The following is a 25,674-nucleotide window of genomic DNA, read 5'->3' on the forward strand; positions in this document are numbered from 1 at the left end:
ACTACATTATTATATTATAAGGACAACAACTATGAGCAGAAGTACATTTTCAATTTTGCCTTACATCAACAGACAGAAGGTGAAGGCAGACGGAACAGCCAACATACTTTGCCGCATCACCGTTGACGGCAAAAGTGCAGCCATTTCCACAGGCATATCCTGTACCCCACAGGAGTGGAACGCCAAGAAGGGAGAGGTACGGAACGCAAGGGACAACGGACGATTGGCAAGTTTCCTTGCTGGGGTCAAGGATAAATACAACTCATTTCTTACCACCAACGGCATCATCACCGTGGAAATGCTGAAGGCTGTGTTGAAGGACAAGGACACGACAGGAAGGTTCTTGCTGAACTTTGGTGATACCATCGTGGAATGGTATCGAACCTCAAAAGCCAGACAAACCTTTCTGCACAAGCGGACATGGCAGAAGAACCTGAGAGCCTTTGTCCATTCGTTGGATAAGGACGACATCGCCTTTGAGGACATAGACGAGAATTTCGGGGAGGAATACAAGCTATTCCTGAAACGAGACCAGGGACGTATCGACAGCTACGTGAACCATTGCCTTCTCTGGCTGAACATGTTGATGTACAAGGCAGTGGACAGGAGTATTATCCGCTTCAATCCCATAGCCAAGATAGGGTATGAGAAGAAGGCAGCCCCGAAGATGACCCATATCAGCAAGGCAGACTTCATCAAGATGCTCTCTACCCCGATGGCTGACGAGCGAACGGAGCTTGCACGCAGATGTTTCATTTTTGCCTCGCTCACCTCCTTATCCTATATAAATGTAAAGAAACTGTACCCTCACCATATCAGTGAGAACTCCGAGGGTAGGAAGTTCATCCGCAAGGAAAGAGAGAAGACAGGCGTGGAGTTCTTCGTGCCACTCCATCCGATAGCCGAGAAGATTCTTTCGCTCTACAATACCACGGACGACAGCAAGCCTGTTTTTCCACTGGGTGAGAAGAAAGACATCTATCTTGATGTGCATACCCTTGGAATGGTGCTTGGCATAAGCAATAAGTTGGGATTCCACGCCAGCCGCCATACATTCGGAGTCTTGATGCTCAACGAGGATATTCCCATCGGCAGCATAGCCAAGATGATGGGACACGCAGACATTACAAGCACACAGGTCTATGCGCAGGTGACGGAGCAGAAGATTTCAAATGACATGGATAAGCTTATTGCCAAGCGAGAAAGGAACAAAAATCCAATGGCATAGACCTGCCATAAAGCAACGTTCCTTGGAGGCTTTGCGCCTCCAGCCACTTGGGCGAACCACCGCAGTGTGTTTTAGCATGGTATTAGATTTATACAGGTAACACAAATGATACCCGGCAAACACGACCAACTCGGTATAGCCAATAAAACGAGGCGACAACCTATAACAACCACGCTCGGTAAGCTATACGTTGTCGCCTTGTTCATTTCACACACTCATCAAGGACATTCTCCTACACACCTTTCATTCGGTACGCCTCACGATAGTTAGCCATCAGAATCTTCTGAATGTCGGACTCGCGGTAGAGAATCTTTCCGCCAAGCTGGATATACGGGATGACACCGTTGTTTCGGTAGTCCTGCAGGGCTCTTCGGCTCAGTTGCAGCCTGGCACAAAGCTCCTTGTCCGTCATGAAGCGCTCACCGTCAAGCATGGGGCGGTAGTTCATCACGGCACGTTCAAAATTGTCAACCATTCGGTTGAGGTGGTTCACGATGTGGTTCATCCACTCGCTGTTTCTTGTCATTACTTCATTGCTCATAGTTGTCTCGTTTTATTGTTGATACTTACGTTACTCGGTTTACTTGCTGCATTGGATAAAGTGGCTGTTGTATATTGACAGCCTAACCTGTGCGCTTGCGAAAGCGCATGTCCTTTTTCCTGTCCTCCACTACTGCTACGATAGCCATCACGTCCTCCGGCTTGTAGTAGGTCTTGTGGCTGATTTGCGTATAAGCCAAAGTTCCGTTGTCCCGAAGCGTCTGCACTGTCCGTGGGCAGATGTTGAGCGTCTGACACACGTCCTGCGTGTCGAGCCACTTGTTCATGGTCTTGTCCTCACTGCGCTCACGGATTCTGTCCATGCGCTTCACGAAGTTCTCCAACTGGGCATCAAGATAGTTGAATGCCTCTTCCTCGAATACGATGAATCCCATACTTTTCTTTTTTCTAAGTTAATACTATGTTGTATGTCGCAAAGCTCCACGCATATGCTGTGCTCCACGCTTGTGAGTGCAAAGATAAGGCACGGCAATCTAAAAACAAGCGTTTTCAATTTCTGTGGCAGTATGTTGCCGGGGTTTGCCGACTTCAACGCCAAAAACAACAAGAAAAACTTGCACGACTGCAACGAATACATGAACTATGATGAGTTGAGAAATACGTTGAAGTTCTCACAACTATCTCGGTATGCAAATAAGCAAGCCACAACTAAATTGCCACGTTACACCCAATCAGTTGCATGGCTGCACTCAGTACACTTACTTTGCACCCGACAATCGGTCAATGGTGCAAACCGTGACCACTATACTAACAAATAAAACAGCATAAGCTATGGCAAGAACAAAAGAAACGAAAATGTCTCCTGAACAGCAGGAGAAAATGACACAGGAGGTGGTGGCTTCGCTTCAATCATCCACTTATGGTAAAGACTATGCCCAAGAACATAGCTCTTTCTTTGAAGAGGTGGAGAACTCCGATTTAGAAGTTGTGACAGAGAATGTGGCTGCAACAACCTCCTGTATGGAGGACGAGCTAACGAACGAGGCTCAATCGCCACCGAATCCGCAGAAGCGCATCAGTGGCAAGCAGCGCAAGGCGACATTGGAGGAGTATCAGCAGACATTCCTCCAAGTTCCAAGGATTGACGACCGCAAGCCAGTCTTTGTCAGTTCCGATGTGCGAGACCGTCTTGATCGTGTCGTCCGCATCCTCGGAGGGAGACGCATGAGCGTATCGGGCATCATCGAGAACATCGTGCGCCACCACCTAAGCCTTTATGAAGAGGACTTCGAGGCTTGGCGCAAATTGTGAGAATTAAGGTTTGCGACCTTGGACGTGGATAGCTGAAAGGCTGTAGTTCCAACTAACGTGTTCTGAGAGGGAGCGAGGTTATGTTTTGGGAACCCCAAAACGCCTCGCTCCACCATGAGGGCGGAGATTTTTTGCTCCCAACGGTCGCAGAAAGTGAGTGTACCAACTATAAACAGTGTATCGAATGACAAACGTACAGGAACAAGACAAGAGAAAGGGCGGAAGACCGCCCACAGGCAGGGTTCGCAAGCTGTCGAAGTCTGTTACGGTGAAGTTCTCGAAGCCAAGCTACGAGGCATTGAAACTGAGGGCGAGAAAAGCCAACCGCAAGTTGGCGGAGTACATCCGTGAGTCCGCCTTGAACGGCGAGGTGGTCAGCGGACACAATGCAGAGACGGTAGCCATCGCCAAGAAACTCATTGGCATGGCGAACAACCTCAACCAACTTACCAAGCTGTCGCATCAGAGAGGTTTCCATGAAACCCATGTATATGTGGTGGACTTGTTGAGAAGATTGAAAGAAATCCTTGGCGAGTATCGCCAAGCAAGTCCAAAATCTAAGCCATGCGGAATAGGCAGAAAGGAGGATGCCACATGATAGGCAAGCTAAAGAAAGGTGCATCCTTTGGTGGTTGCGTCCGCTACGTGACAGACAAGGACGAGGCGAAAATTCTTGCATCCGATGGAGTGTTACTCGGCACGAATACCGAAATGGCGCAAAGCTTTGAGCTGCAAAGGCAACTAAATCCAAGGATTAAGAAGCCGGTGGGACATATAGCTTTGAGCTTCAAGCCCGAGGACAAGCCACGCTTGACGGATGAGTTCATGGCTAAGATAGCCATTGAATACATGCAGATGATGGGCATCACCGATACCCAATTCATCATCGTAAGGCATCACAATACGGACAATCCACATTGTCATATCGTGTATAACCGCATCAATAACGAGGGCAAACTCATATCAGACAGGAATGATTACAGGCGTAATGAGCAAGTGACCAAGGCTCTAAAATCCAAGTATGAACTGACCTACGGAACGGACAAGAGCAATACTAATACTCGCAAGTTACACAATGCTGAGCGTGCCAAATACGAGATTCACAATGCTGTAAAGAGCGCATTGAGAATGGCAGATAGTTGGGACGAGTTCAAAAGTGAACTTGCAAAGCGAGGTGTTCACTTAGAGTTTGTCTATAAGGATAAGGAGCGAACAAAGGTTCAAGGCATCCGTTTCTGTAAGGATGGATATAGCTTCAAGGGTACGCAGATTAGCCGAGACTATAGCTTTGGCAAACTGAATGCAAGATTTGAGGGAACGGAGAACCATGTATCAGCAAGAGCCATTTCTACTCAACAATATGAGCAAGGTAGTTTCAAGGACGAACTGTTGTCATTCATGTCGGAGAGCAGCCAAAACCCATGGAATGGTATTTCTTCCATTGGACTTTTTGCTCCAGCCAATGCTCAGACCTTTGAGCAATTCCCAGAGGATGAATCATCCAAGAAGAAAAAGAAGAAACGCAGAAGAGGCTTTAGCCTTTGATGCAAGTTACAAACCATTCAAACAACAAAAGAAAGATGAAAGAAGAACTATTGGAAGCCATCTACGGCACAGTTGAGAGATTGGAGCAGAAAGTCGATGAACTTTCTGCTTCACCAAAGTACGCAGGAGCGGAAACCGTTCCTGCAAGTAATGACACAACCAAGTTGGAGAAATCAATCATTGCTATGTTTGGCAAGGAAGAGGAAGTCAGAGGTAAAATATCCAAATTAAGAGATGCCATTGTTGTTTTTGTTGACCTTATCAAGGCTGAACTCGGCAAAAATGAGCAGCGAAGCAAGCTCTTGGTTGATGCTGTCAAGCAGATGAGACAAGAGAATGATGTTTCCTTAAAAGCATTGCAAGATAAACTTGAAGTGATGAACAAATCACCTCAAAAGAAGGTTGTAACCCATCGCTTCGAGCCAACCTCAAAGAATATTCTTCTTTTCATAGGTGGCTTGGCTCTATCTCTTGTCATTTCCATTTGGGGCAATCTCACCCAATGGCGAGAGCACCAAGATTGGGAGGAGGCAGATTTGAAGTATAGGGCATTGAAAATGGTTCTTCCATCTGATGACCCGAATATTCGCTACATCGAAAAGCATTTCAATGTGCAACGAGATGAAGATGTGATATACAAGCTCAGAACCAGAGTTGATGTTTATGAAGATTCTGTCTATCAACACCATAAAATGGTTGAGGTAGCATCATATAAAGATAGTATAGCAAGACAACTTATTGATGAATCAAATAGGATAAAAATGCAGATAAACAGTAAGAAAAGTAAATGAAAACGTTATTTTTGTATTATTATGCAAAGTGTAAGCACGTATAACATTGTTTAATGTGATTTAAATATCCTCCTAAAATTATGTTGTTTCAAAAAGTATTTATACCTTTGCAATCGGAATACAAAATGAGGCAAATAATTGCAGTTTGCTTTCGTTTTGGTGCAATTAAAAAGATAAAATATGGTCAACAAGATATTTCTTTTAGGATTATTTCTGCTTTCTGTTGCCAACGTGAAAGCTCAAACTCTGACGCATACAGATTCGCTCACAATGGAGAATATGATGCACAACCTTCCAGAAGTAATGGTAAAAGGTTCGCGCCCTATTGTCAAGGCAGAGCGGGGTATGCTATCGTACAATATGCCGTTGCTATTGAAGCAGTTGCCTGCCGACAACGCTTACGAGGCATTGACACGCATACCAGGCATCAGCGATGCTACTGGCAGCATATCTTTTTCGGGCAATGAGGTGACGCTGATTGTCAACGGACAAGCCACCACATTGACGCAGGAACAACTGACAGAGCGTCTGAAGGCAATGCCTGCCGCACAGTTGGCAAAAGCCGAGGTGATGCTGTCTGCCCCTGCTCGCTATCATGTGCGTGGTATGGCTATCAACATCGTTACGAAAGACTATGCTGGTACCAATCAGCTTTCGGGGCAGGTCATTGGCGGCATGAAGCAAAGCAAATACGCCAAAGGTTTTGGCGATTTATATCTTTCCTTGTAAAGAGGCAAGTTTGGACTTGACGCACAATATAAATATGTAAACGGCAATTCATACGGTGAATCTTCACGCATAGCCAATCATCCACTTGGCAACAATCGTGTGTATTATAATGATGAAACCGGGCAGAAGTCGTTTGGCATTACACACAACTACAGACTGGGGATGAATTATGCTTTCAGTAAGAACCATCGTCTCGACGTTGCCTATACAGGACACTGGGACAAGAGGTGTTCAAACAGCAACACCACAGGATCGAGCATTAGCGGAATGCATCATGACAGTCATGAGTATCTGCACAATGTAGATGTTAACTATTCGCTTCCTTTCGGACTCACCCTTAACGGTTCGTACACCTACTATCGCACGCCTCAGCAACAAGCCCTCGACGGCACGATGCATACGGATGAAAGCATGCTGGAAACAGAACGCAACCTGACAAGCGGCAGTGAGCAGACCATCAACAAATGGATGTTCACGGCCGACCAAACCCATTCGTTGGCACACGGCTGGGGATTGTCGTATGGTGTGAAAGGGCAATTCACAAGCAACAAAAGTTATCAGACCACAATAGATAAGGATGGAACCATCCAGCCCAATGGGACAAGTAGCGTGGACAACAATGAGCGGATATGGAACATATATGCTGGTTTCAGCAAGCAGATAAACAAGGCAATTAGTGTAGAGGCATCTGTTGCTGCCGAGCAATACCACTCTCCGATATGGGATAAATGGCGCGTGTATCCTACGCTCAATGCTTTGTGGAACGTCAACGACAACCATTTGCTCAATCTATCATTCAGCTCCAATTCGGAGTTCCCGAGTTATTGGTCGACCATGAGTAACGTTTTCTATTCTTCAACATACTCAGAGATACATGGCAATCCCGACTTGAAACCCTTCTCTTATTATAACGTCAACCTGATGTGGCAGATAAAGCGACGTTATACGCTGATGGCTTTTGCAAGTCTGAAGCCCGACTATTTCGTACAGTTGCCATATCAGACCACAGAACGCATGGCTGTGATAATGAAGGAAACCAACTTCGACTATTCCAATAGTTATGGATTGCAGGCGTCAGTCATATTCAATGCAGGCAAATGGCTCAATGGCAATGTGTTTGCTGTAGGAACCTACAAGCACGACAAGAGCAGTAATTTCTTCGACTTGCCATTCAATCGCAAGAAACTCTCTGTAATACTTGGAGGTACAGCATCCGTAAAACTAAGCAGCACACAGGACTTGCGTCTCATTCTGAATCCTTTCTATCAGACTAAGGCCATACAAGGTGTTTACGACATAAGTCCTGTCTTCAGGATGGATGCCAAGCTGCAATGGTCGTCGCATGACGGTAAATGGGGCGTGCGCCTAAATGGCAGCAACATCTTCAACAACCGGTTCGACACCCGTTCAGTACAAGGCAACCAAGACTACCGTATGAAGATAAACTACAACTGGGCGTCTGTCACCTTTGCAGTTATCTATAAGTTTGGTGGCTACAAGGAGAAGAACGTAAAGGCTGTAGATACATCAAGAATGGGACATTAAGACGCAAAGGCAGATAAAATACTGATAAAATACTGATAAAAACAAAAAGGTAGTATTCTTTGTCTTAATGTAGCATTTCCACAGAGAATAGTCTTGTTCCTGTATGTTTGTCATTTAACTGAAGTTTCGCATGTGGGGAAGTTAGGGAAGTTAGAGGGAAGTTAAGGGACAAATGTCCTATGTTTAAGCTAGAAGACTATTGTCTCTTAACTTCCCGAACGACCGTAGGGAGTGATAACTCCTTTAACTTCTGAACTTGCGAAACTTGAATATTTTACTATAAAATAACGCCTAAAAAAGCGAAAAAACGCAGATTGGAGAAATAGAAACGCTTTCAAATCATTACCTCGCAAAAGCGCCCTAATAAGCATTTTTAACGGTGGTGGTTCTATTTGTAACTACTCAGCACCCCCTATAGATGTAACTACTCATGCCCATAGGGGTGCTGAGTAGTTACTGTTTTGATGTGACTTGCTAAATTTTGCTAACGATGCTTCATCAATGGTTCACTTGTGTTCATCTCCTTGACGCATACCTTGCCAACCTTACGGAAGACTTTCAATTGTCGTTCACTACCCATCTGTTTCCATCAGAGCAGCACAAAGTGGTTTGCTATCAGCACCTGCATGCCGAATGCGATGGGTCTGCCACCATCTCTTTAACAGCTACGATTGAAATCTATCAAATATAGCCAATACCGGATATCATCCTGTCTCAGAACACACCTATTGTAGCAAAAAAATACCTTCTTACATTAAATCCATTTACATCTTATAAATCGAACTAAACATTTGCTCTTCGTCTTTGGAAACCTTAATAGAAATCGTATTAATAGGTCTGTTGTGGACAGATTTCCTTAAAATCCCTCCAAAATTTGGCCTTTTTGTATAATTCGACACTCTCTGCAGGAACATAAAGAATTGTATTCTGCAAGCCCTTACCTTCACCTACTAATATAGGAGGAACCTCTTCTGTAAGGTGCAACCGTTTTATAGTGCATCCATATAATGCACTTGGAGGCATTTTTACATTGAAAGTAGGAAGAACTAAATCTTCTATTACCGATTTAGTATTAAAAGCCCCCATTCCAATCTCAGCCAATTGACAGTAACTATCAAAAGATATGCTTTTTAAACTGGAGCAACCCGCAAATGCCAGTATGTCTATTTTCTTAATATTTGCTTCTACGTTTATACTATCTAAAGATGTACAACGATAGAACGCTTTGTATGGAATGCATTTCAAGTCTCCTGGTAAATTTACCCTTTCTATATTTGAATTACTAAACATCTCATCAAGTATTGTATTTCCAGATGCATCTGTATTGCACGAGAACATATTAAGATTCTTTATGGAACTGTTCGGTCCATTAGTCAATCTATATAGACAAATCATATCACTCACATTTAACCTTCCAGATAATGTTAATGTTCTTATATTACGACAGTTTGCAATATCAGAACCCAGAAGAGTCCCAAGTGTACCCTCTCTATATATATTTATATTTTCATTTTCATTAAACAAACGGGGCTCTTGTTGCAAAGTAATATGCTCGGTAGTTCCTATTTCTGCTATAGAAATATCGAGGATGGCCTGTCTACCCAAAGATAAATTTTCATCAACTTTAAGAACGATTTTATTCGTTTGTCCGTCTTTTTCGTGAGAAACCATTTCAATCCAAGAAGGATTCCAACCTATTCTACTTATACTACATTCACAATTGACATTTGCTTCAAAAGATACTTCAACCATTCCACCTTCACGTGTTATCTGCACAAGTTTATACGGAATATATACACGTTTCTCTGCCTCCTGTTTTATTGTTAGGAGTCTGATGTCATTACCATTAGCAAATTTGACATATGCGCACCTTTCGTTCCATCCTTTGTTCTCTGAAATTTTAATAGAACAATAGCTAATACCATCATTCCCTTCTTCTTTATTGATAGTAATCCAACTATTGTTCTGGTTGTCATTATTATTCACCGTCGCAATCCAACTGTCTGAGTTACAGCCAATAGTTATAACCCGACATGTTGACTCATAATTGACAAACAAACCGTTTGTAAAAAGATTCTCAGTTTCGTTGTCAAACCACCAAGTATCTTCATGTTTTGTCTTATCACACGATAGAAACAGAATGCATGATAATAATGCTATAATATACAATGGATATTTCTTCATATTGTTCATTTTTTAATTATTTGATACGCCCTTCTTTTCTGAGAAGATTGATAAATTTATTCCAACCTTCAGAACGCTTATCTGCATTTTGTTTTGTCTTTTCTAAATTCCAATAATTCGGATAATTATCGTTGAGATAGTATTTGCCATCCTTGTCACAGAATAAGACCAAATCATCATATGAACGATTCACAACAGGATTGATATTAGCTGCTATAATGAACAGTGTTTCAGATGAACTTTTTACACTTATTGATGCATAGATTGGAATAGATTTTATTTTATCATATTCCTTAAATTTGATTTCTCGTGTTTTAGGATTGAACCATGCAATATCTAAATCAGTAAAGGCTATAGAATCCTTATGTTGCACAACATTGCCTGTGCTTACTTGACATACACCAAATAGTTGTGGTGATGTTTCCGTAAGAAAAGCATCTGTATTAGAGTTGCATGAACTAAATACAACCAATACTGTCAATAATATGATACCCAATAATTTCTTCATTGTTTTATCCTATATGAGTTTATCTATTAATTTCTTTTCGCCACAAATATAATGCAAAAATGTGAATAAATAAAAGATTTGCAAATATTTGTTGTTGCTTTTAATGTTTTTTATAACAATCTTGGCATGTAAATTCCTTCTTTTTTGTATTTTTGCAGCCAAGGAGAGTTGTTTGACAGCAACTGTACGCAGATTGCAGAAATTAGGAATGTTGCTAAATCATTACCTCCATTGAGGTGAAACCGTTATAAATCGCTCATTTTAAGCTATTCGGCAGATTTTAGCGTGTTTTTGTAAAAAAATCAGTCTTGCTACTGTTGGTAGTCTTGGCTTTTTGTGCGTGTGACAACAGCAATGACAATGGTGAAGTTATTCAGCCAAATCCACAGTCATCGAAAACTGTCGTCAATTATACTGGCGAAGTAGAGTTTGTGGTGGATGCGCCGCAAATTCGTGAGGATATAGAGCAGGATTTGAAGGCAAACCCTCCTTTTGGAGGAAGCAAAAAATATCAGTTTATAATAAAAAGATACTCGAATCTTGCTCCTTTATTTATGCTATATGCGGTGAATCCTGAGGACGATAAGTCTGCTGACGGATATATACTGCGCATCGCTGGTGAAGTGGAGCGTAAGGACAATTATAGATTGTTCCCTGCCGCATCTGCACATGGTTGGTATAAGATGGATATTTTGCCTGTCGCCACAAAGGATGGCAAGCCTGTTGCAACATACGATGTGTTTATGCATCAAAATATTCCTTCTTCTATGGTTGATAGCAAGATGTATTTCTGCGAAGACCTTACGGAGAAATATCGCCAGAAGTTCCCTAATGAAGACATTCATGCCGTGGTTCGCCGTTTGGTTCTTTCTTATGTCAGTGAGGGGGATAATATAAATGAATAGGAACATATCTGAACAGAAGATTTTATGTAAAAAAGTCCTAATTTCTATGTTTCTCTTCTTGCAAATTATGGGATATTAAGAAAAATATCGTATCTTTGTCCCCGAATTGAGGCGTTCTTTGCATATTGCAAAATACAGAAACGAGCAGAAGTCCGCTCGTTTCCATATTGTTACCTATATAATATAGGCAAACGCCCAACTTCTTGATTTTCAATCAAAGTCCAATTTAGAGCGAGTTAGTTTTGTTAACGTTTTCCTTATTTCACCACAGAAACCCATCTTATTTCACCACAGGAACCCATCTTATTTCAACACAGGGAATACATAGTATTCTCTATCTACGTCGAAATCCAATGCCCATTGGTCGATAATCACATTGTCATCCAATGCCTTGATATCTATGGTGTGATAACCGTCGAGCAGGGTGACGTAGAAACTCTTCAGCACCTGACCTCGCCAGATGCCAAACTTGCCGTCCTTGCTTCGGGTATCCTCCATCATCTGGCAAACTACCGGTTCGGCATTGTCGATGCTCACACTCACTCGCATATCCTTCGTATTCGACAGATAACCCGGAATCACGGCCAGCGTGAAGCGGGCATCGCCCAACTGACTGCTTGCAAATCTATAGCGCAGACTCGCTCCCTTAGGCAACTTCACGGCTTTGTTGCTGTGACCCAATAAAGGCTTCAGCTCTATATCCTGTGCAGTCTGACCCTTCAGGACTGGGGCTTTCGTATAACTCGTATAGTCGTATGCGTTCTTGGCGATGATCGGCTTGGTAAAGTTTACCAGCGGCTGAAGGTCCTGATCTCTGTCGAAGGCTTCCCCCTTCAGTTGCTTGATTTCGTTGGCAGTAAGGGTTCCCGGCAATTGTGGGGCTTGCATCTCGGCACCATTGATGCTGATGAAGTTGCTCCATTTGCCCTTGCCCAACTTCATATAATAGGCGTTGAGCTGCTTCAGGGTGTTGTAGGCGCTGAGGCTCACGGCAGCGGCAGCCTTGGCTTCATCGTCATTGGGGAACAGCCCCGGACGTGCGATGTCTCTTGCCTCCTGTGCCTCCAGCTCCTTTTCGGCGATGAGGGCAGCCGAGAAGATAGGGTATTTCACGATCTCGAAGAAACCGTCGCGCTGGTTGGCTGGCAGGGTCTTCTCGATGTTCACCGTCTTCGTCTTCAATAAATCATAGTTGTAGAGGAAACGCTCCAGCTCGTTGCCGAACTCGCCCGAATGGAACTTGGTGTCGCCGTATGGCATGGCCATGTAGGCTGGCTGGCGGATGCTGGTGAGTCGGTAGTACTCCTCCATGAGCGGCTGGATCTTCTTGCCGGCAATGCTTCCGAAAAGCTGGTTGAGCCACGATTGCAGATAGTTTCTGATGCCCGCCTTGAGCGCATGTTTGTTCCAGGCAAGATCCGACATCATGGCAAGCTGCAAGGGTGCCTTCTTGGGATTGGTTACGTTGGCTATCCAGGCACAGTCCTCGTCGTTATGAGCCTCGTGGCGGTGGGATTTCTCGTGGCGTTCTGATTTGGTTTCCAGATAATCCCTGTTGTTGAGCATATCGAGTACCAGGCCCGGAGCCACATTCTCGATAGGCATTTCGGCGTTATCGCAAACCATCTTCACGTTCTCGATGGTTTTTCTGTGCTTCTTCTTGTGCTTCTTGCCCGTCCATTCCGTTACCTTGTAGTTGTCGGCGATGCAGATGTCGAAACTGTCTACCACTGCCTTGTTGTAGGTGGCGTCGTGCTTGCCATCCACCTGCCAGAGGGTGTTGTATTTCAGGCGCAGCATCAGGCGGGCAATGCGGCTGTAGTTCTGCGGATTCATCCACTTGCTGCCATTCAGCGCAAGACCTCTGAATTCGATTCTCGGGATGCCTGTCCATTGCTGGTCTACGGGGGTGAAGAGGCTCTTGCGTGGCTGAGGCTTCAGGTCGTACCAGTCCTTCCAAGGTGAAACTCCTGCCATCTTCGAGAGTTCTAGGATGGCGTAGGCGGTGCCTCGGGCATTGCTTCCCACCACAATCAGCTTGTTCTTTCTTACTCCGATGAAGTAGGCGTCCTTGGTGGTGATGATTTTCTGAACGGGCGCACCGAGTTTCTCCAGACTTGAAAACTCCTTGTTGCTGAGCTGGTCGAGCTGGAATATCTGGATAGGAGCGGCGGCTTTCTGGCGGGCAGCATTTCCGGTTACTGCCTTCATGTCGTTCTCGAAAAGGTTGAGAGCGATTTTTACCACAGGGGCAGTCTTGGCGTTGATGTTGTAGCTTACCTGGCCATTGGCATCTGTCCAGTAAACATTGGGTGCTGAAGCATCCACGGCCTTGTGGCTCTTGATGGCTGCGGCAGGTTCGGTTGCCGAAAGATTCGAAGTGAATCCAGCCAAGCCCAAGGCGATGCATATTATAATCTTCTTATAATTCATTTTCTTCGTTTTTAAACGTTGATTGTTCATTAAATGACGTTGTTCGTCGATATTTTGAACCGATGTTCGTCGATATTTGAACCGATGTTCGTCTTTAAGTGCGAAACTTCACATTTTGCAGTTCTGCAAAGATACATAAAAGTGTTTAATATCTGAAATAATTTAGTTTTTATTTGCTTATTACATTATTTATTGTTACTTTTGCACAAGATAAAATTAAAAATTATGACATTATATCCAAAATTGATAGAAGAGGCTCTTGCTACGGTGATTTATCCGGGCACCAAGAAGAACCTCATCGAGAGCGAGATGCTGGCGGATACGCCTAGCATCAACGGTATGAAAGTGAAGGTGGTTTTGCTTTTCCCTCGTGATACGGATCCTTTCCTTAAGAGTACCGTGAAGGCGGCTGAGGCTGCCATCCATTATCATATCTCTAAGGAGGTAGAGGTGGAGATTGTTACTGAGTTCAAGTCGGCTCCTCGTCCAGAGGTGGGCAAAATGCTTCCTCAGGTGAAGAACGTCATCGCCGTAAGTTCGGGCAAGGGTGGAGTTGGCAAGAGTACGGTTTCTGCCAATCTCGCCATCGCACTTGCCAAGTTGGGCTACAAGGTGGGCTTGCTCGATACGGACATCTTCGGGCCTTCCATGCCTAAGATGTTTGGCGTAGAAGAGGAGCGTCCTTATTCTGTTCACAAGGATGGCAGAGACCTTATCGAACCTGTAGAGAAATATGGTGTGAAACTGCTGAGTATCGGTTTCTTCGTAAGTCCTACTACGGCTACCTTGTGGCGTGGCGGTATGGCTTGTTCTGCCCTGAAGCAGCTGATTGCGGATGCTGATTGGGGTGAGTTGGATTACTTTATCCTCGATACGCCTCCTGGGACCAGCGATATTCATCTTACTTTGCTCCAGACGCTCGCCATCACGGGTGCGGTGATTGTTAGTACGCCTCAGCAGGTGGCACTTGCCGATGCGAGAAAGGGTATTGACATGTATCAGAATGATAAGGTGAATGTGCCTATCCTGGGTCTCATCGAGAACATGGCTTATTTTACGCCTGCCGAGTTGCCAGAGAACAAGTATTACATCTTCGGTAAGGAGGGTTGCAAGAACCTCGCCAAGGAGATGAACGTGCCATTGCTTGCGCAGATTCCTATTGTTCAGAGCATCTGCGAGGGTGGTGATGATGGTGCGCCTGCTGCAACCAAGGTTGATTCCATCACCGGTCAGGCTTTCCTGAGTCTTGCCCAGAGCATCGTTACCGTGGTGAACCGCAGAAATGCCGAGAAGGCTCCAACCAAGATTGTAAGTACTCATAAGTAGTAAATAACCTATTTGGCAAGGTTATAAAACTTGAGTCATAAAATAATAAAGCTAGGATTGCCCGCAAGCAGTCCTAGCTTTATTTTTATCTCAGGGGGTTAACAGGGTTAACAGTTAACAGCTCATTTTTTATAGTTTATAGTTTATAATTTATAGTTTATAGGGCTTAGCCGTTAGCAAGATTGCTATAAACTTTTAATTCTAAACTCTTAACTATCAATAATTTCTTCTGCCTCATCCTCTTCTTCTGCTACTTCTGCTGGCAGATTCGCCTTGAGTCTTGCTGAGCGCAACTGAAGTCTGAAAACCAGGCAGGTGGCGAGGAAATACACGCCGGTTTGTATCCACAATGCCCGGAATTCAGGGAGAATGTCGGCTAGCGATGCTCCCATGCTGCTGATTCTGAGGAATCCTCTGATACCGAAAGTGGATGGGAAAACCCAGGCAAAACCTTGCCAGAAGGCTGGAATATTGCTCTGTGGCCACGAAATTCCCGTCATAAAGAGCAATGGTACTGAGGTGAAAACCACCAGAAGCATTACATTCTCACGGTATCTTACCAAGCAGGATAGCATCAGTCCGAAGAATACGCAGGATAGAATGTATGGCAGGAGGAAGCCCAGGATGGTGGTCCAGGTTACCATGCTGACGAAGCCGAACATCTTCGGCACTACCAGCGTAAGATACATGCCCAATACGGCATAGACCATGAAATAAACCAGAGCCTTGCCGAATACGATGCGGAAAATGCCGCCATAATGTTTGCTCACCGGAATCAGTTCGCGGTTTCTGTTGAGCTCTCTCGATGTTCCTGCTGCCATTCCGATGCCCAGCAGCATGGTTTGCTGCAGGATGAGCACCAGCACGCCTGGCAGGATGGCGTTGCCGTATCCGCCGGTGGTGTTGAATATCGGCACTTCATCGAATTCCAATGGATGGGCGGTAAGCTCATCGTCTCTATCCGTGAATCCTCCACCTTTCGAAATCTGAATGCCCGAGTTTATCTTGCTTGCCACATTCTGTGCCGTCTGGTAAATCGCCTTGTAGGTAAGCATCAGACTCATGTCGCAATAAACGCCCACATGTGCCTGTTCGCCACGGTTCAATCGGGTGTCGAAGTCGGCAGGAATATAGATGATTCCGTGCACCGCCTGCTTCTGCACCAGCTGCTTCGCCTCGTCGAGACTGTTGCAGTAATAGGTGGCCTTGGCATCGGGAGAGGCATCGTAGTCGCGGATAAACTCTCGGGAGCTATGGCTGTGGCTCAAGTCCACAATCGCCGTATCCACTTCTCTCACCACCTCGTTGTTGTAAATCCACGAGTAGAGCAGCGGATAACCCAGCGGCACCAGGATGCAGAAGATGAGCACACCTTCGTCGCGGAACACATTGCGCATCTCCGTCTTCCAGATGAAGCACATGTCCCAGATGCCATTGATAATCTTATATAATAAACTACTTTTCTTCATTACGGTAAGTATTTATATACCAGCATTGCCTTCTTGATGTTCCAGACGGTGAGGATAGGCAGGGCGCAGAAAAGCACTAGCGCACCCCAGTGGAGCACGGCATCGCTCATCGGGAAACCATTGAAGATGTTCATCTGGTAAATCATGTAGTAGTGACGCATAGGGAAGAGCTGGCCGATGGCTTCGATAGGGGAATCCATGGCAAAGAGCGGATAGGTGGCTCCGCAGATGGAGAAACTCACCACGCCCCACAGCGAACAGATACTCATCGACATGCGGAGCGAAGGCATCAGTCCGAAGGCAAAGATGCCGAAGCACTGGCAAGCCAGTACGCTCACCACGCCCAGGAGTACGATGGGCAGTGCTCCGCCCGGATGAGGGAATCCCAACACATAATAGATGTAGAACTCAAAGAGCAGGAAGATGCTCAGGAAGATGAGTGTCTGCGGCAGCATCTTGCCGGCGATGGCGAGATAAGGGTTGTTGTCCGACATGCGCATCCAGTCTCTGGCACGGTTGAACTTCAATTCCGTTCCTATAGAATAAGGTGTAAGCAGGAAGATGAAGAGCATGATGAGTCCCGGCACCATCACGGTGGAGAGATAGTAGTTGTAGTTGGCGTATGGATTGCCAATCATGTGCAGATCCACGGCGATGGGTTGCAGGAAGGTCATGATTTCATCATTCGTCTTTCCCAGGGCCGAGAGCTTCGCCATTCCTGCCGCAGCGCCTCCCAGGGTAGAGATGGTCTTCAAATCTCGGAAGAGCAGGGAACCTGCCGCCAGCGACACACTGCTATAGTAGAAGGAAATCTTTGGCTGTCGGGAAGCCATCAGCCCTGCCTCCGTACCATCGGGAATGACCAGGAAGGCATAGATTTCGTTCTTCTGTATAGCATGTCTTGCCTCAGCGATGTTTTCGTAATGCGATACCACCTTGGTGGTCTGGAAGGCATCGAGCTTATGCACCAGCTGTCGGGAGGTAGCCGTGTTGTCCTGGTCAACGATGCCCACAGGCATGTCTGTAGGCACACCTTCCTTCATCAGTGAGGTGAAGAAGATCACCACCACGATGGGGAAGATGACCATGCAGAAGAGATAGATGGGATTCTTCCACATGATGCTGCATTCTCTGAGGGCTATATGATATAATCTCTTGAACATAGAAGTTATTTAATGATGAGTGACATTCCCGGGCGCAAACCATCGAGCTTGGTGATAGGACGGGCCTTCACCTCGAAGGTCTTGCGGTCGTAATCGCCATTGTCCTTGGTGGCCTTCCAGGTGGCGTAAGAGCCCTGGTCCTTCAGGTAATACACTTTCATCTTGATTTCCTTGTTGAAGGCTGGCACGAAAGCGGTGAACTCATCGCCCTTGTTCAAGCCCTGCAGATGGTCTTCGCGCACATTGAAGGTGCCCCACATATCGCTCATGATAGAGATGCTCATGATTGGGGAACCGAGACCTACCAGCTCGCCTACCTTAGGATAAACGTTGCTTACCTCGCCCTCGCACTGAGCCACCTGGACAGTCTCCTTCAAGAGATTCTTCACTACATCCACGGCGCTCTTCGAAGCCTGGGTGTTGTTGGCAGCCATGCGCTTCTCCTGCTCACGGGCTCCGTTCTTCGCCATCTCATACTGGCTTCTGGCTGCTGCCACCTGCGCCTCTGTAGCCTTGTAGGCAGCGAAGGCCTCGTCGCGTTTCTGACCGCTGATGACGCCCTCGTTGTAGAGGTTCTGCATGCGGTCGTAGGTTTTCTTGGCGATGGTAGCGGCTGCTTCTGCCTGCTGAACCAGCTGGAAGGCTCCCTGAATCTGTTCCTTGCGGGCACCGGCATCAGTCAAATCCTTCATTGCCTCGGCTGCGGCATTGGTAGCCTGGAGCATCTGCTCCTGCGATTTCATCTCTGGAACTTCGAGGATGGCGAGGGTGTCGCCCACGTGAACGTAGTCGCCCTCTTTCACTCTCAACTCTACTACACGACCCGGCAGCTTGCAGGATACTCTGTATTCTGATACTTCCACTTCGCCCTGGATGGTGTCGTCCTTCTGTTCCAGAGTGAAGAAACCGATGACACCCACGAGGATGACTACTGCCGTAAATCCGATAACGGCGAGCAATATGTTGTTATGCTGTGATTTCTTAGACATATTCTTCTGATTTTTATTTTATGTTTTTATAATTACTGCAGGATTCCCAGTGCCTTGTTCAGGCCCACCTGGGTCAGCTTCACGTCGATTTCTGCGTCAATCTTCTGGCTCTGTGCCTGCTGCCAGGCGGTCTGTGCAGCCATCACGTCGGTCACCTCCATCACGCCTTCCTTGAATCCAAGGTTGGCGCATCTGAGGTTTTCCTCGGCACTGGCGATGTTCTTCATCGCCATGCTGAGCTTCTTCTGCGCCTCCTTTACCTTAAACTGGCTTTGGGCAATCTGGAGATGGATTTTCTCGCGGGTATCGTCGAGATTCATCTGGGCGATGTTGCTGGCAGCCTTGGCTGCGCGCACCTTATAGGCTCCGTCGAACCAGTTCCATACCGGCACCTGAACGATGACGCCCACATTCCATACACCTGCGAATTTCTTCTCGAAACCGTTGAATACATTCGGATTCGAGATGGTGTATCCGCCGGTTAAAGCCACGTGTGGCAGATAGACGGCACGCACCAGATTGGTGGCCTGCTTCGAAATATCGAGGGTGTTCTGCAGCATGCGCAACTCCGGACGGGTGTTCATGGCAGAATCGGATGCGGCTATCCGCTGCTGCTCAGTATCCACAGGTGTTCCAGAAAGTGCCAGCGACTCCTTGTCTTCATCGGCAAGGGTTATCTGCTGGTTCATCGGAATGCCGCAGAGCTGACAGAGCAGCATCTTCGAGAGTACCAGACCATCTTCTGCTTGAGTAATCTTCATCTCGGCTTCGTTCACCTTTACATCTACCTTCAGTCCATCCGCCTTGGTGGCTACTCCCTGCTGGATCATCTTGTGCACATCCTCGTTGAGCTTCTTCACCAGGTTGTGATAGCTGGTGGCAAGTTTGTACTTCTGTTTCAGGGAAACGGCGAGCCAGTAGGCCTGGTCGATGCTGTAGAGGGTCTGCTGGGTCTGCATGTCGAGGTCGTTGTCGGCGATTTGCTCCCCGATGTCGGCTATCTTGTTGGCTGCGATGATGGCTCCACCCATGTAGATAGGCTGTCGCACCATCACGCTACCCGCCCACATGTTTCGGGTGTCGGTGCGGAAGGCATCCACCACGCTCTGTCCCAGGGCGTTGCCCTGCTGCTGGATAAGGCCGCCTTTCTCGTTGAGCAATCCGCCAATCTTCTGCGCCTGTTCCGGGGTAAGCAGTCCTTTGCCCACCAGTTCGGTCATCATATTGTTGGCGTTGCCAGAAATGCCGCCCAGGATATTGGATCCCAGATTGCTGAAAGCTGATTTCTGACCCTCATTGAGCAGTGAAATCTCCTTACTGAACCATTCGTATCCGCCCAAGGCATCCACCTTAGGCAAATATTTCGTGCGTGCCGACTTCTTCAGGTTGGTCGCCACGTCTTTCTTGAGCTTAGAGGCATTGAGCTGCTTGTTGTTGCGCAGCGCCATGGCACGGCAACTGTCCAGGTTCAATTCCAGAGATTGAGCCTCGGCGGCAGTCATTGCTCCCATCAGCATGATAAGAGTTAATATTTTTTTCATCCTTTTACAATAATATTATATAATATCGGATGCAAAATTATGGAATTATTCTTAAATGGCAAAGAAAATTTAATTATCAAATCTTTAAGAATCGAAAAATATATTATATTATGGAAAAAAAGAACATACAAGATGAATTCTCGTTGTTCTTTTTCTCCTAAATAATATGGTAAGTTATTCTCTTTATCTTTGATAAGTTATCCTCTTTATCTTTGATAAGTTATTCAAATTCAACGTTTATTTCTCCTGCCCATTCCGGATTGAATAGGATGTTGAATCCGCCATTTCCTTTATCGTCTTCATCTTCTCCATCGCCGCCACCCGGATTGTCGCCGGAACTTTCGGCTATGCTGATGTTTGCCTTGGTGATGTAGTTGCACTTCACCTCGATGTTGTCTTTGTCCAGTTCCCTGAAGGGTTTGCCGTCGGCGTCGAGAATGCTGATTTTCATGTTCAGTCCCTGACTGTCTTCGTGCGGGAAGGTATATACGGAATAGTCTCTTTGGTCCTTTGCCAGTTTGAATATTTCGGTCTGACGGCTGTTCACGCATCCGTAACCGCTGGTAGCGTCCAGGGTGCTGCTGCCTCCCAAGTAGTAGAACTTGATGCTACGGGCATTGGCAGGGATGACGGAGTCGGTGATGTGGACCTTGAATTGTGCCACGGCTCGTTTCAGTTCTATCGTCTCTTCGGTTTCCTCGCTGGTGATGTTGAGTCTGCCGTAATAATAAAAGGTGTCGGTGAGTTTGTTGTTGCTGAATTTTATCTTTTCCGGAGAGCTGATGGTGCAGTTGCCGGCTCCGTTATGTCCGATGATGACTACCCGGTATTCGCCTTTGTCCAGAGCGACGGAGAGCTTGCCGTATTCCTTGTCTGTAGATAGGGTGTTGAGGGTCTTCACCTTTCCTATTTCGTCGAAGATGCCGAGTGAGAGTCGGGAGCATACTTTCTCTAGCGGGATGGCATTGCTGTCGGCAGCCTTGGTGTTGAATCCAGCAGCCTTAGTGTTGAATTCTGTCGACTGGTTCTTTCCCATGGAGACATGGAAGGTTACATTGGCGTTTGCATCATGTGGGTCAGTACTCGTTTCATCGAGTGCAAACTTTTCGCATGAAGTAAGCGTCGCTACTAGCATCATCAGGAAGGATGCTACGAGAGCGTAGTTCTTCTTCTTCATAATCTTTTAGGTTTTTGGATTGCTTTCTTATGCATGGGTCAAGATGTTTTCTTGTGCATGAAAGTCGAAGCAAATATACGTTTTTTCTGCGAAAGTGGCAAGGAAAATTTAAAAAATCTGCATTTCTTTTGCTAATTATCTGTTTTTTAGTAATTTTGCACCTGAAAATCAGAGCAAGATGAGGCTTACACCTCTTTATATATATTAAGGTTTAAAAGACATATTTATGGATAAGAAGATAAAAGCATTGTTTTTCGACATCGACGGCACGTTGGTGAGTTTCAAGACACACAGGATTCCGCAGAGCACAGTGGACGCCTTGGAACAGGCTAAGAAGAATGGGGTAGAGGTGTATATTTCTACGGGACGCCCCAAGCAGATCATCAATAACCTCGGTCAGATAGAGCATCTCATCGATGGTTACATCACAGCCAATGGTGCCCGCTGCTTTGTGGAGGATACATTGGTGAGCCAGCACGCCATTCTTCCTTCTGACGTGAAGAAAATCATCGAGGCTGCTGATAGAGATAACTATCCTGCCATCGTGGTCAGCGAGACTCGTTTTGCCATTCATCATTATACCGACGAGGTTTATGAGATTTTCTGCAAGGGATTGGGGGTAGACAGCAGCGTTTTCGTCACCGATATCAACAGTTTGGGTGATGAGGCTATCCTGCAGGTTACTCCTTTCTGCACCGTGGAGCAGGAGGCGCTCCTGATGCCTACGCTCGAAAATTGTACTTCCGGCAGATGGCATCCTGCCTTTACCGACATCACGGCAAGTGGTGCTGATAAGGGCAAGGGACTTCATGCCATGGCAGATTATCTGGGCTTGAACATTGAAGAGACGATGGCCTTCGGCGATGGCGGCAACGATATCTCTATCATCAAGGAAGCTGGAGTGGGTGTGGCAATGGGCAATGCCGGCGAAGAACTGAAGCAGGTGGCCGATTATATTACCACCCATGTAGATGAGGATGGAGTTAGGAATGCCCTGCTGAAGTATGGAGTAATCTAAAGTGCAGCTTTTTGATATTAATCCTTACCTTTTGTCTCTTTTTAGTTATAAATAGTTTCTAAAAGTAAATAAACATGCGGAAAATATACGAAAAAGATAGAAAAATAAGGTAATTGTGGTGTTTTGTTATCAAAAAGTTTGTTTGTTTTATAAAATGTATGTATCTTTGTACCCGAATTTGTAAGTTGTTAAACAAAAGAGGGATGATGTATGACAAAAAGTCATATTTGTGAGGCGGCTTGTCATATAAGAGATAATGAATATAAAGATATAAGGCAAAGTGATTTTGCCTCGTTGTTGACAATGTCAACACTTATATCTCTCTCGTCTTGGGGACCGGCAGTGGCCGGTTCCCTTTTTCTTTTTAGAGAGATTTCTTTCTTTATAAATAAGTACTATTGATAGATGAAGTACTATTGATAGATGAAGTAGTTGCCTCCATCGCTTTGGCAATACTTCTTCAGAAGCTGGATGATGTACTCAGCATTCTCGCGAACATGCTGTTCGTTTCCATCATATCCGTTGATGAGAACCACCAGGTGGGTAGTGTCGCGATTCATCTTGGTTCGCTCATTGTCGCTGGTTGGAGTTCCCACACCACCGATATTGTCTCGGTAAACTGGCAGGCCTTCGATGTTGATTATGCCTCTGCCGATGCCCTCGTATGGTTCGCCTGCCTTGCCCACACCTAGGGTCAGAGTGTCTCCCTCAAACTTATCGGCGTCAAAACCGCCGATACTGTAGCCGTATGCTATGCTTGCCAGATTTACCAAGTCCACCAGCGTATCTCTTTGATAGAGTTCCTTGCCCTGCAGCATTCTTCGGATGAGGGCTTCTGAAGCAGGGCGATAGCGGGAAGGGTCCTTGCCGCAGGCACGATATACCTTTCGAGTGGCAGCGATGCCGCTCATCTCTTTCAGGGATTCTGTGGTCAGCGTCTCCTTATACATCTCGCCAAGTGCATGAATCTCATCCCAGAGTTCCTGACAATATGGGGTGTTTACTACATTGGCTTCTACGCATGCACCTACAAAGGTGGGGCAAACTGATTCGATTTCTTCTGATACAATAATTTTCATGATGAATTTCCGTTTTCTGTTAAACCTAACTGATTGGTAGAGCAAAAGTACGAAGAAATATTGGAATAGCCAAAAGTTCTCCCTGTTTTTATCGTATATTAAATATGTTTGCGTATGCGTACGCCTATGGGTATGCGTGCCTGTGTGCCTGCACACACATGACATGTGTGTATGTATATTATAAGGAGTAAAAAGAAAGAAAAACGCTTATAATTGTTTATAACTGTTAAAATATAAGGTAAAATAAAACTTTTTTCGTGAAAAATTTGGTGGATTCAAGAATTGTTCGTACTTTTGCACTCGCTTTTGAGAAATCAAGCATTACTCAAAGCAACAGAAGAAAGAGTTCTTTGAAAGATTTTACATAAACAGACAAGTAGTACAAGAAGCGGTTAACTTCTTAGAAATAAGAAAATTGACTGGGTAAAAGAAACGAACCGTCAAGCAATTGACAAGTCAGGTTTACTAAGCTTCAATAAACGAAAAGGATATTCGTCCTAAGTACAGACAACAAACACCGAGTTACTTCTTCGGAAGTGACGACGTAAAAATGATATTTTACAATGGAGAGTTTGATCCTGGCTCAGGATGAACGCTAGCTACAGGCTTAACACATGCAAGTCGAGGGGAAACGATAGAGAAAGCTTGCTTTTTCTAGGCGTCGACCGGCGCACGGGTGAGTAACGCGTATCCAACCTGCCCATCACTTGGGGATAACCTTGCGAAAGTAAGACTAATACCCAATGACGTCTCTAGAAGACATCTGAAAGAGATTAAAGATTTATCGGTGATGGATGGGGATGCGTCTGATTAGCTTGTTGGCGGGGTAACGGCCCACCAAGGCGACGATCAGTAGGGGTTCTGAGAGGAAGGTCCCCCACATTGGAACTGAGACACGGTCCAAACTCCTACGGGAGGCAGCAGTGAGGAATATTGGTCAATGGACGAGAGTCTGAACCAGCCAAGTAGCGTGCAGGATGACGGCCCTATGGGTTGTAAACTGCTTTTATAAGGGAATAAAGTGGGTCTCGTGAGACTTTTTGCATGTACCTTATGAATAAGGACCGGCTAATTCCGTGCCAGCAGCCGCGGTAATACGGAAGGTCCGGGCGTTATCCGGATTTATTGGGTTTAAAGGGAGCGTAGGCCGGAGATTAAGCGTGTTGTGAAATGTAGACGCTCAACGTCTGCACTGCAGCGCGAACTGGTTTCCTTGAGTACGCACAAAGTGGGCGGAATTCGTGGTGTAGCGGTGAAATGCTTAGATATCACGAAGAACTCCGATTGCGAAGGCAGCTCACTGGAGCGCAACTGACGCTGAAGCTCGAAAGTGCGGGTATCGAACAGGATTAGATACCCTGGTAGTCCGCACGGTAAACGATGGATGCCCGCTGTTGGTCTGAATAGGTCAGCGGCCAAGCGAAAGCATTAAGCATCCCACCTGGGGAGTACGCCGGCAACGGTGAAACTCAAAGGAATTGACGGGGGCCCGCACAAGCGGAGGAACATGTGGTTTAATTCGATGATACGCGAGGAACCTTACCCGGGCTTGAATTGCAGAGGAAGGATTTGGAGACAATGACGCCCTTCGGGGTCTCTGTGAAGGTGCTGCATGGTTGTCGTCAGCTCGTGCCGTGAGGTGTCGGCTTAAGTGCCATAACGAGCGCAACCCCTCTCCTTAGTTGCCATCAGGTCAAGCTGGGCACTCTGGGGACACTGCCACCGTAAGGTGTGAGGAAGGTGGGGATGACGTCAAATCAGCACGGCCCTTACGTCCGGGGCTACACACGTGTTACAATGGCAGGTACAGAGAGATGGTGTTCTGCAAAGCGCATCTAATCCTTAAAGCCTGTCTCAGTTCGGACTGGGGTCTGCAACCCGACCCCACGAAGCTGGATTCGCTAGTAATCGCGCATCAGCCATGGCGCGGTGAATACGTTCCCGGGCCTTGTACACACCGCCCGTCAAGCCATGAAAGCCGGGGGCGCCTAAAGTCCGTGACCGTAAGGAGCGGCCTAGGGCGAAACTGGTAATTGGGGCTAAGTCGTAACAAGGTAGCCGTACCGGAAGGTGCGGCTGGAACACCTCCTTTCTGGAGAGACGAATTTCCTATGAAGTGATAGGAAATCTGATTAAAAGTTCGCTTCTCTTCTTGTACGCACCATCTGTTTAATTAAATAAGAGATAGAGAATGTTCGGCAGAGATGCTACTCTTTACCAACACAGTCCTAT

21 protein-coding genes, 1 tRNA gene and 1 rRNA gene (1 of these 23 running past the window's edge) are annotated in these 25,674 nt (G+C 46.0%); 12 read left to right on the forward strand and 11 right to left on the reverse strand.

Annotation, left to right across the window (positions count from 1 at the left end):
• The first annotated feature begins 31 nt into the window (after positions 1-31).
• Positions 32-1,228, forward strand: a complete 1,197-nt coding sequence (locus KUA49_RS00325; RefSeq protein ID WP_318331643.1) for a site-specific integrase — start codon at positions 32-34, stop codon at positions 1,226-1,228.
• 232 nt (positions 1,229-1,460) lie between these two features.
• Here KUA49_RS00325 and KUA49_RS00330 read toward each other — a convergent pair whose 3' ends face one another.
• Positions 1,461-1,769 (reverse strand): helix-turn-helix domain-containing protein, encoded by a 309-nt coding sequence (locus KUA49_RS00330; RefSeq protein WP_318331644.1) that lies wholly within the window; start codon positions 1,767-1,769, stop codon positions 1,461-1,463.
• A gap of 82 nt (positions 1,770-1,851) precedes the next feature.
• A complete protein-coding gene (locus KUA49_RS00335) occupies positions 1,852-2,163 on the reverse strand; it encodes a helix-turn-helix domain-containing protein (RefSeq protein ID WP_008628599.1) in 312 nt (103 codons plus the stop codon).
• Between the two features lie 397 nt (positions 2,164-2,560).
• On the opposite strand from KUA49_RS00335, the gene KUA49_RS00340 reads away from it, so the two are divergent.
• The 6 genes from KUA49_RS00340 to KUA49_RS00365 all read left to right on the forward strand — a co-directional run bounded on the left by KUA49_RS00340 (position 2,561) and on the right by KUA49_RS00365 (position 7,650).
• On the forward strand, positions 2,561-3,040 hold the full coding sequence (locus tag KUA49_RS00340; protein WP_117988923.1) for a DUF3408 domain-containing protein: 480 nt from the start codon (positions 2,561-2,563) through the stop codon (positions 3,038-3,040).
• Between the two features lie 184 nt (positions 3,041-3,224).
• Complete coding sequence (locus KUA49_RS00345; protein ID WP_318331645.1) at positions 3,225-3,638, forward strand: plasmid mobilization protein; 414 nt, start codon at positions 3,225-3,227, stop codon at positions 3,636-3,638.
• Positions 3,635-4,585, forward strand: a complete 951-nt coding sequence (locus KUA49_RS00350; RefSeq protein ID WP_318331646.1) for a relaxase/mobilization nuclease domain-containing protein — start codon at positions 3,635-3,637, stop codon at positions 4,583-4,585. The genes KUA49_RS00345 and KUA49_RS00350 overlap by 4 nt, the downstream gene beginning before the upstream one ends.
• A gap of 35 nt (positions 4,586-4,620) precedes the next feature.
• A complete protein-coding gene (locus tag KUA49_RS00355) occupies positions 4,621-5,376 on the forward strand; it encodes a hypothetical protein (protein WP_218413383.1) in 756 nt (251 codons plus the stop codon).
• 180 nt (positions 5,377-5,556) lie between these two features.
• Positions 5,557-6,105 (forward strand): hypothetical protein, encoded by a 549-nt coding sequence (locus KUA49_RS00360; protein ID WP_318331647.1) that lies wholly within the window; start codon positions 5,557-5,559, stop codon positions 6,103-6,105.
• A gap of 162 nt (positions 6,106-6,267) precedes the next feature.
• The gene (locus KUA49_RS00365; RefSeq protein ID WP_412178590.1) at positions 6,268-7,650 is read left to right on the forward strand and encodes an outer membrane beta-barrel family protein; all 1,383 of its coding nucleotides are present in this window, start codon (positions 6,268-6,270) and stop codon (positions 7,648-7,650) included.
• Positions 7,651-8,478: 828 nt separating this feature from the next.
• On the opposite strand, the gene KUA49_RS00370 is transcribed toward KUA49_RS00365, so the two are convergent.
• Positions 8,479-9,834, reverse strand: a complete 1,356-nt coding sequence (locus tag KUA49_RS00370) for a leucine-rich repeat protein (RefSeq protein WP_218413373.1) — start codon at positions 9,832-9,834, stop codon at positions 8,479-8,481.
• Between the two features lie 16 nt (positions 9,835-9,850).
• Positions 9,851-10,342: a hypothetical protein gene (locus KUA49_RS00375; RefSeq protein ID WP_218413374.1), complete on the reverse strand. Its 492-nt coding sequence runs from the start codon at positions 10,340-10,342 to the stop codon at positions 9,851-9,853.
• A gap of 308 nt (positions 10,343-10,650) precedes the next feature.
• On the opposite strand from KUA49_RS00375, the gene KUA49_RS00380 reads away from it, so the two are divergent.
• Positions 10,651-11,247 carry a hypothetical protein gene (locus tag KUA49_RS00380; RefSeq protein WP_218413375.1) on the forward strand — a complete coding sequence of 199 codons (597 nt, stop codon included), beginning with the start codon at positions 10,651-10,653 and terminating at the stop codon, positions 11,245-11,247.
• Positions 11,248-11,550: 303 nt separating this feature from the next.
• On the opposite strand, the gene KUA49_RS00385 is transcribed toward KUA49_RS00380, so the two are convergent.
• Positions 11,551-13,680, reverse strand: coding sequence for a glycosyl hydrolase 115 family protein (locus KUA49_RS00385; protein ID WP_218413376.1), 2,130 nt, complete (start codon positions 13,678-13,680; stop codon positions 11,551-11,553).
• A 225-nt stretch (positions 13,681-13,905) separates the two neighbouring features.
• Between KUA49_RS00385 and KUA49_RS00390 the strand changes: the two genes are divergently transcribed.
• A complete protein-coding gene (locus KUA49_RS00390; protein ID WP_117661265.1) occupies positions 13,906-15,006 on the forward strand; it encodes an Mrp/NBP35 family ATP-binding protein in 1,101 nt (366 codons plus the stop codon).
• Positions 15,007-15,215: 209 nt separating this feature from the next.
• Here KUA49_RS00390 and KUA49_RS00395 read toward each other — a convergent pair whose 3' ends face one another.
• The 5 genes from KUA49_RS00395 to KUA49_RS00415 all read right to left on the reverse strand — a co-directional run bounded on the left by KUA49_RS00395 (position 15,216) and on the right by KUA49_RS00415 (position 21,345).
• Complete coding sequence (locus tag KUA49_RS00395; RefSeq protein ID WP_218413377.1) at positions 15,216-16,475, reverse strand: ABC transporter permease; 1,260 nt, start codon at positions 16,473-16,475, stop codon at positions 15,216-15,218.
• A complete protein-coding gene (locus KUA49_RS00400) occupies positions 16,475-17,638 on the reverse strand; it encodes an ABC transporter permease (RefSeq protein WP_218413378.1) in 1,164 nt (387 codons plus the stop codon). Before KUA49_RS00400 ends, KUA49_RS00395 begins: the two co-directional genes overlap by 1 nt.
• Positions 17,639-17,643: 5 nt before the next feature.
• Positions 17,644-18,627 carry an HlyD family secretion protein gene (locus KUA49_RS00405; protein ID WP_203051720.1) on the reverse strand — a complete coding sequence of 328 codons (984 nt, stop codon included), beginning with the start codon at positions 18,625-18,627 and terminating at the stop codon, positions 17,644-17,646.
• 32 nt (positions 18,628-18,659) lie between these two features.
• Positions 18,660-20,168 (reverse strand): TolC family protein, encoded by a 1,509-nt coding sequence (locus KUA49_RS00410; protein ID WP_218413379.1) that lies wholly within the window; start codon positions 20,166-20,168, stop codon positions 18,660-18,662.
• A gap of 220 nt (positions 20,169-20,388) precedes the next feature.
• A complete protein-coding gene (locus tag KUA49_RS00415; RefSeq protein WP_218413380.1) occupies positions 20,389-21,345 on the reverse strand; it encodes a FimB/Mfa2 family fimbrial subunit in 957 nt (318 codons plus the stop codon).
• Positions 21,346-21,571: 226 nt separating this feature from the next.
• On the opposite strand from KUA49_RS00415, the gene KUA49_RS00420 reads away from it, so the two are divergent.
• A complete protein-coding gene (locus KUA49_RS00420) occupies positions 21,572-22,363 on the forward strand; it encodes a Cof-type HAD-IIB family hydrolase (RefSeq protein ID WP_218413381.1) in 792 nt (263 codons plus the stop codon).
• A gap of 413 nt (positions 22,364-22,776) precedes the next feature.
• Here the strand turns inward: KUA49_RS00420 and KUA49_RS00425 are convergent, their stop codons facing one another.
• Positions 22,777-23,442 (reverse strand): B3/4 domain-containing protein, encoded by a 666-nt coding sequence (locus KUA49_RS00425; RefSeq protein WP_218413382.1) that lies wholly within the window; start codon positions 23,440-23,442, stop codon positions 22,777-22,779.
• 560 nt (positions 23,443-24,002) lie between these two features.
• Between KUA49_RS00425 and KUA49_RS00430 the strand changes: the two genes are divergently transcribed.
• Together KUA49_RS00430 and KUA49_RS00435 are read left to right on the forward strand one after the other, a co-directional pair.
• A 16S ribosomal RNA gene (locus KUA49_RS00430) occupies positions 24,003-25,534 on the forward strand.
• Positions 25,535-25,666: 132 nt separating this feature from the next.
• Positions 25,667-25,674 (forward strand) — tRNA-Ile (locus tag KUA49_RS00435); it runs 66 nt beyond the window's last position.

It is taken from the genome of Segatella copri, assembly GCF_019249655.2.
GTDB lineage: Bacteria > Bacteroidota > Bacteroidia > Bacteroidales > Bacteroidaceae > Prevotella.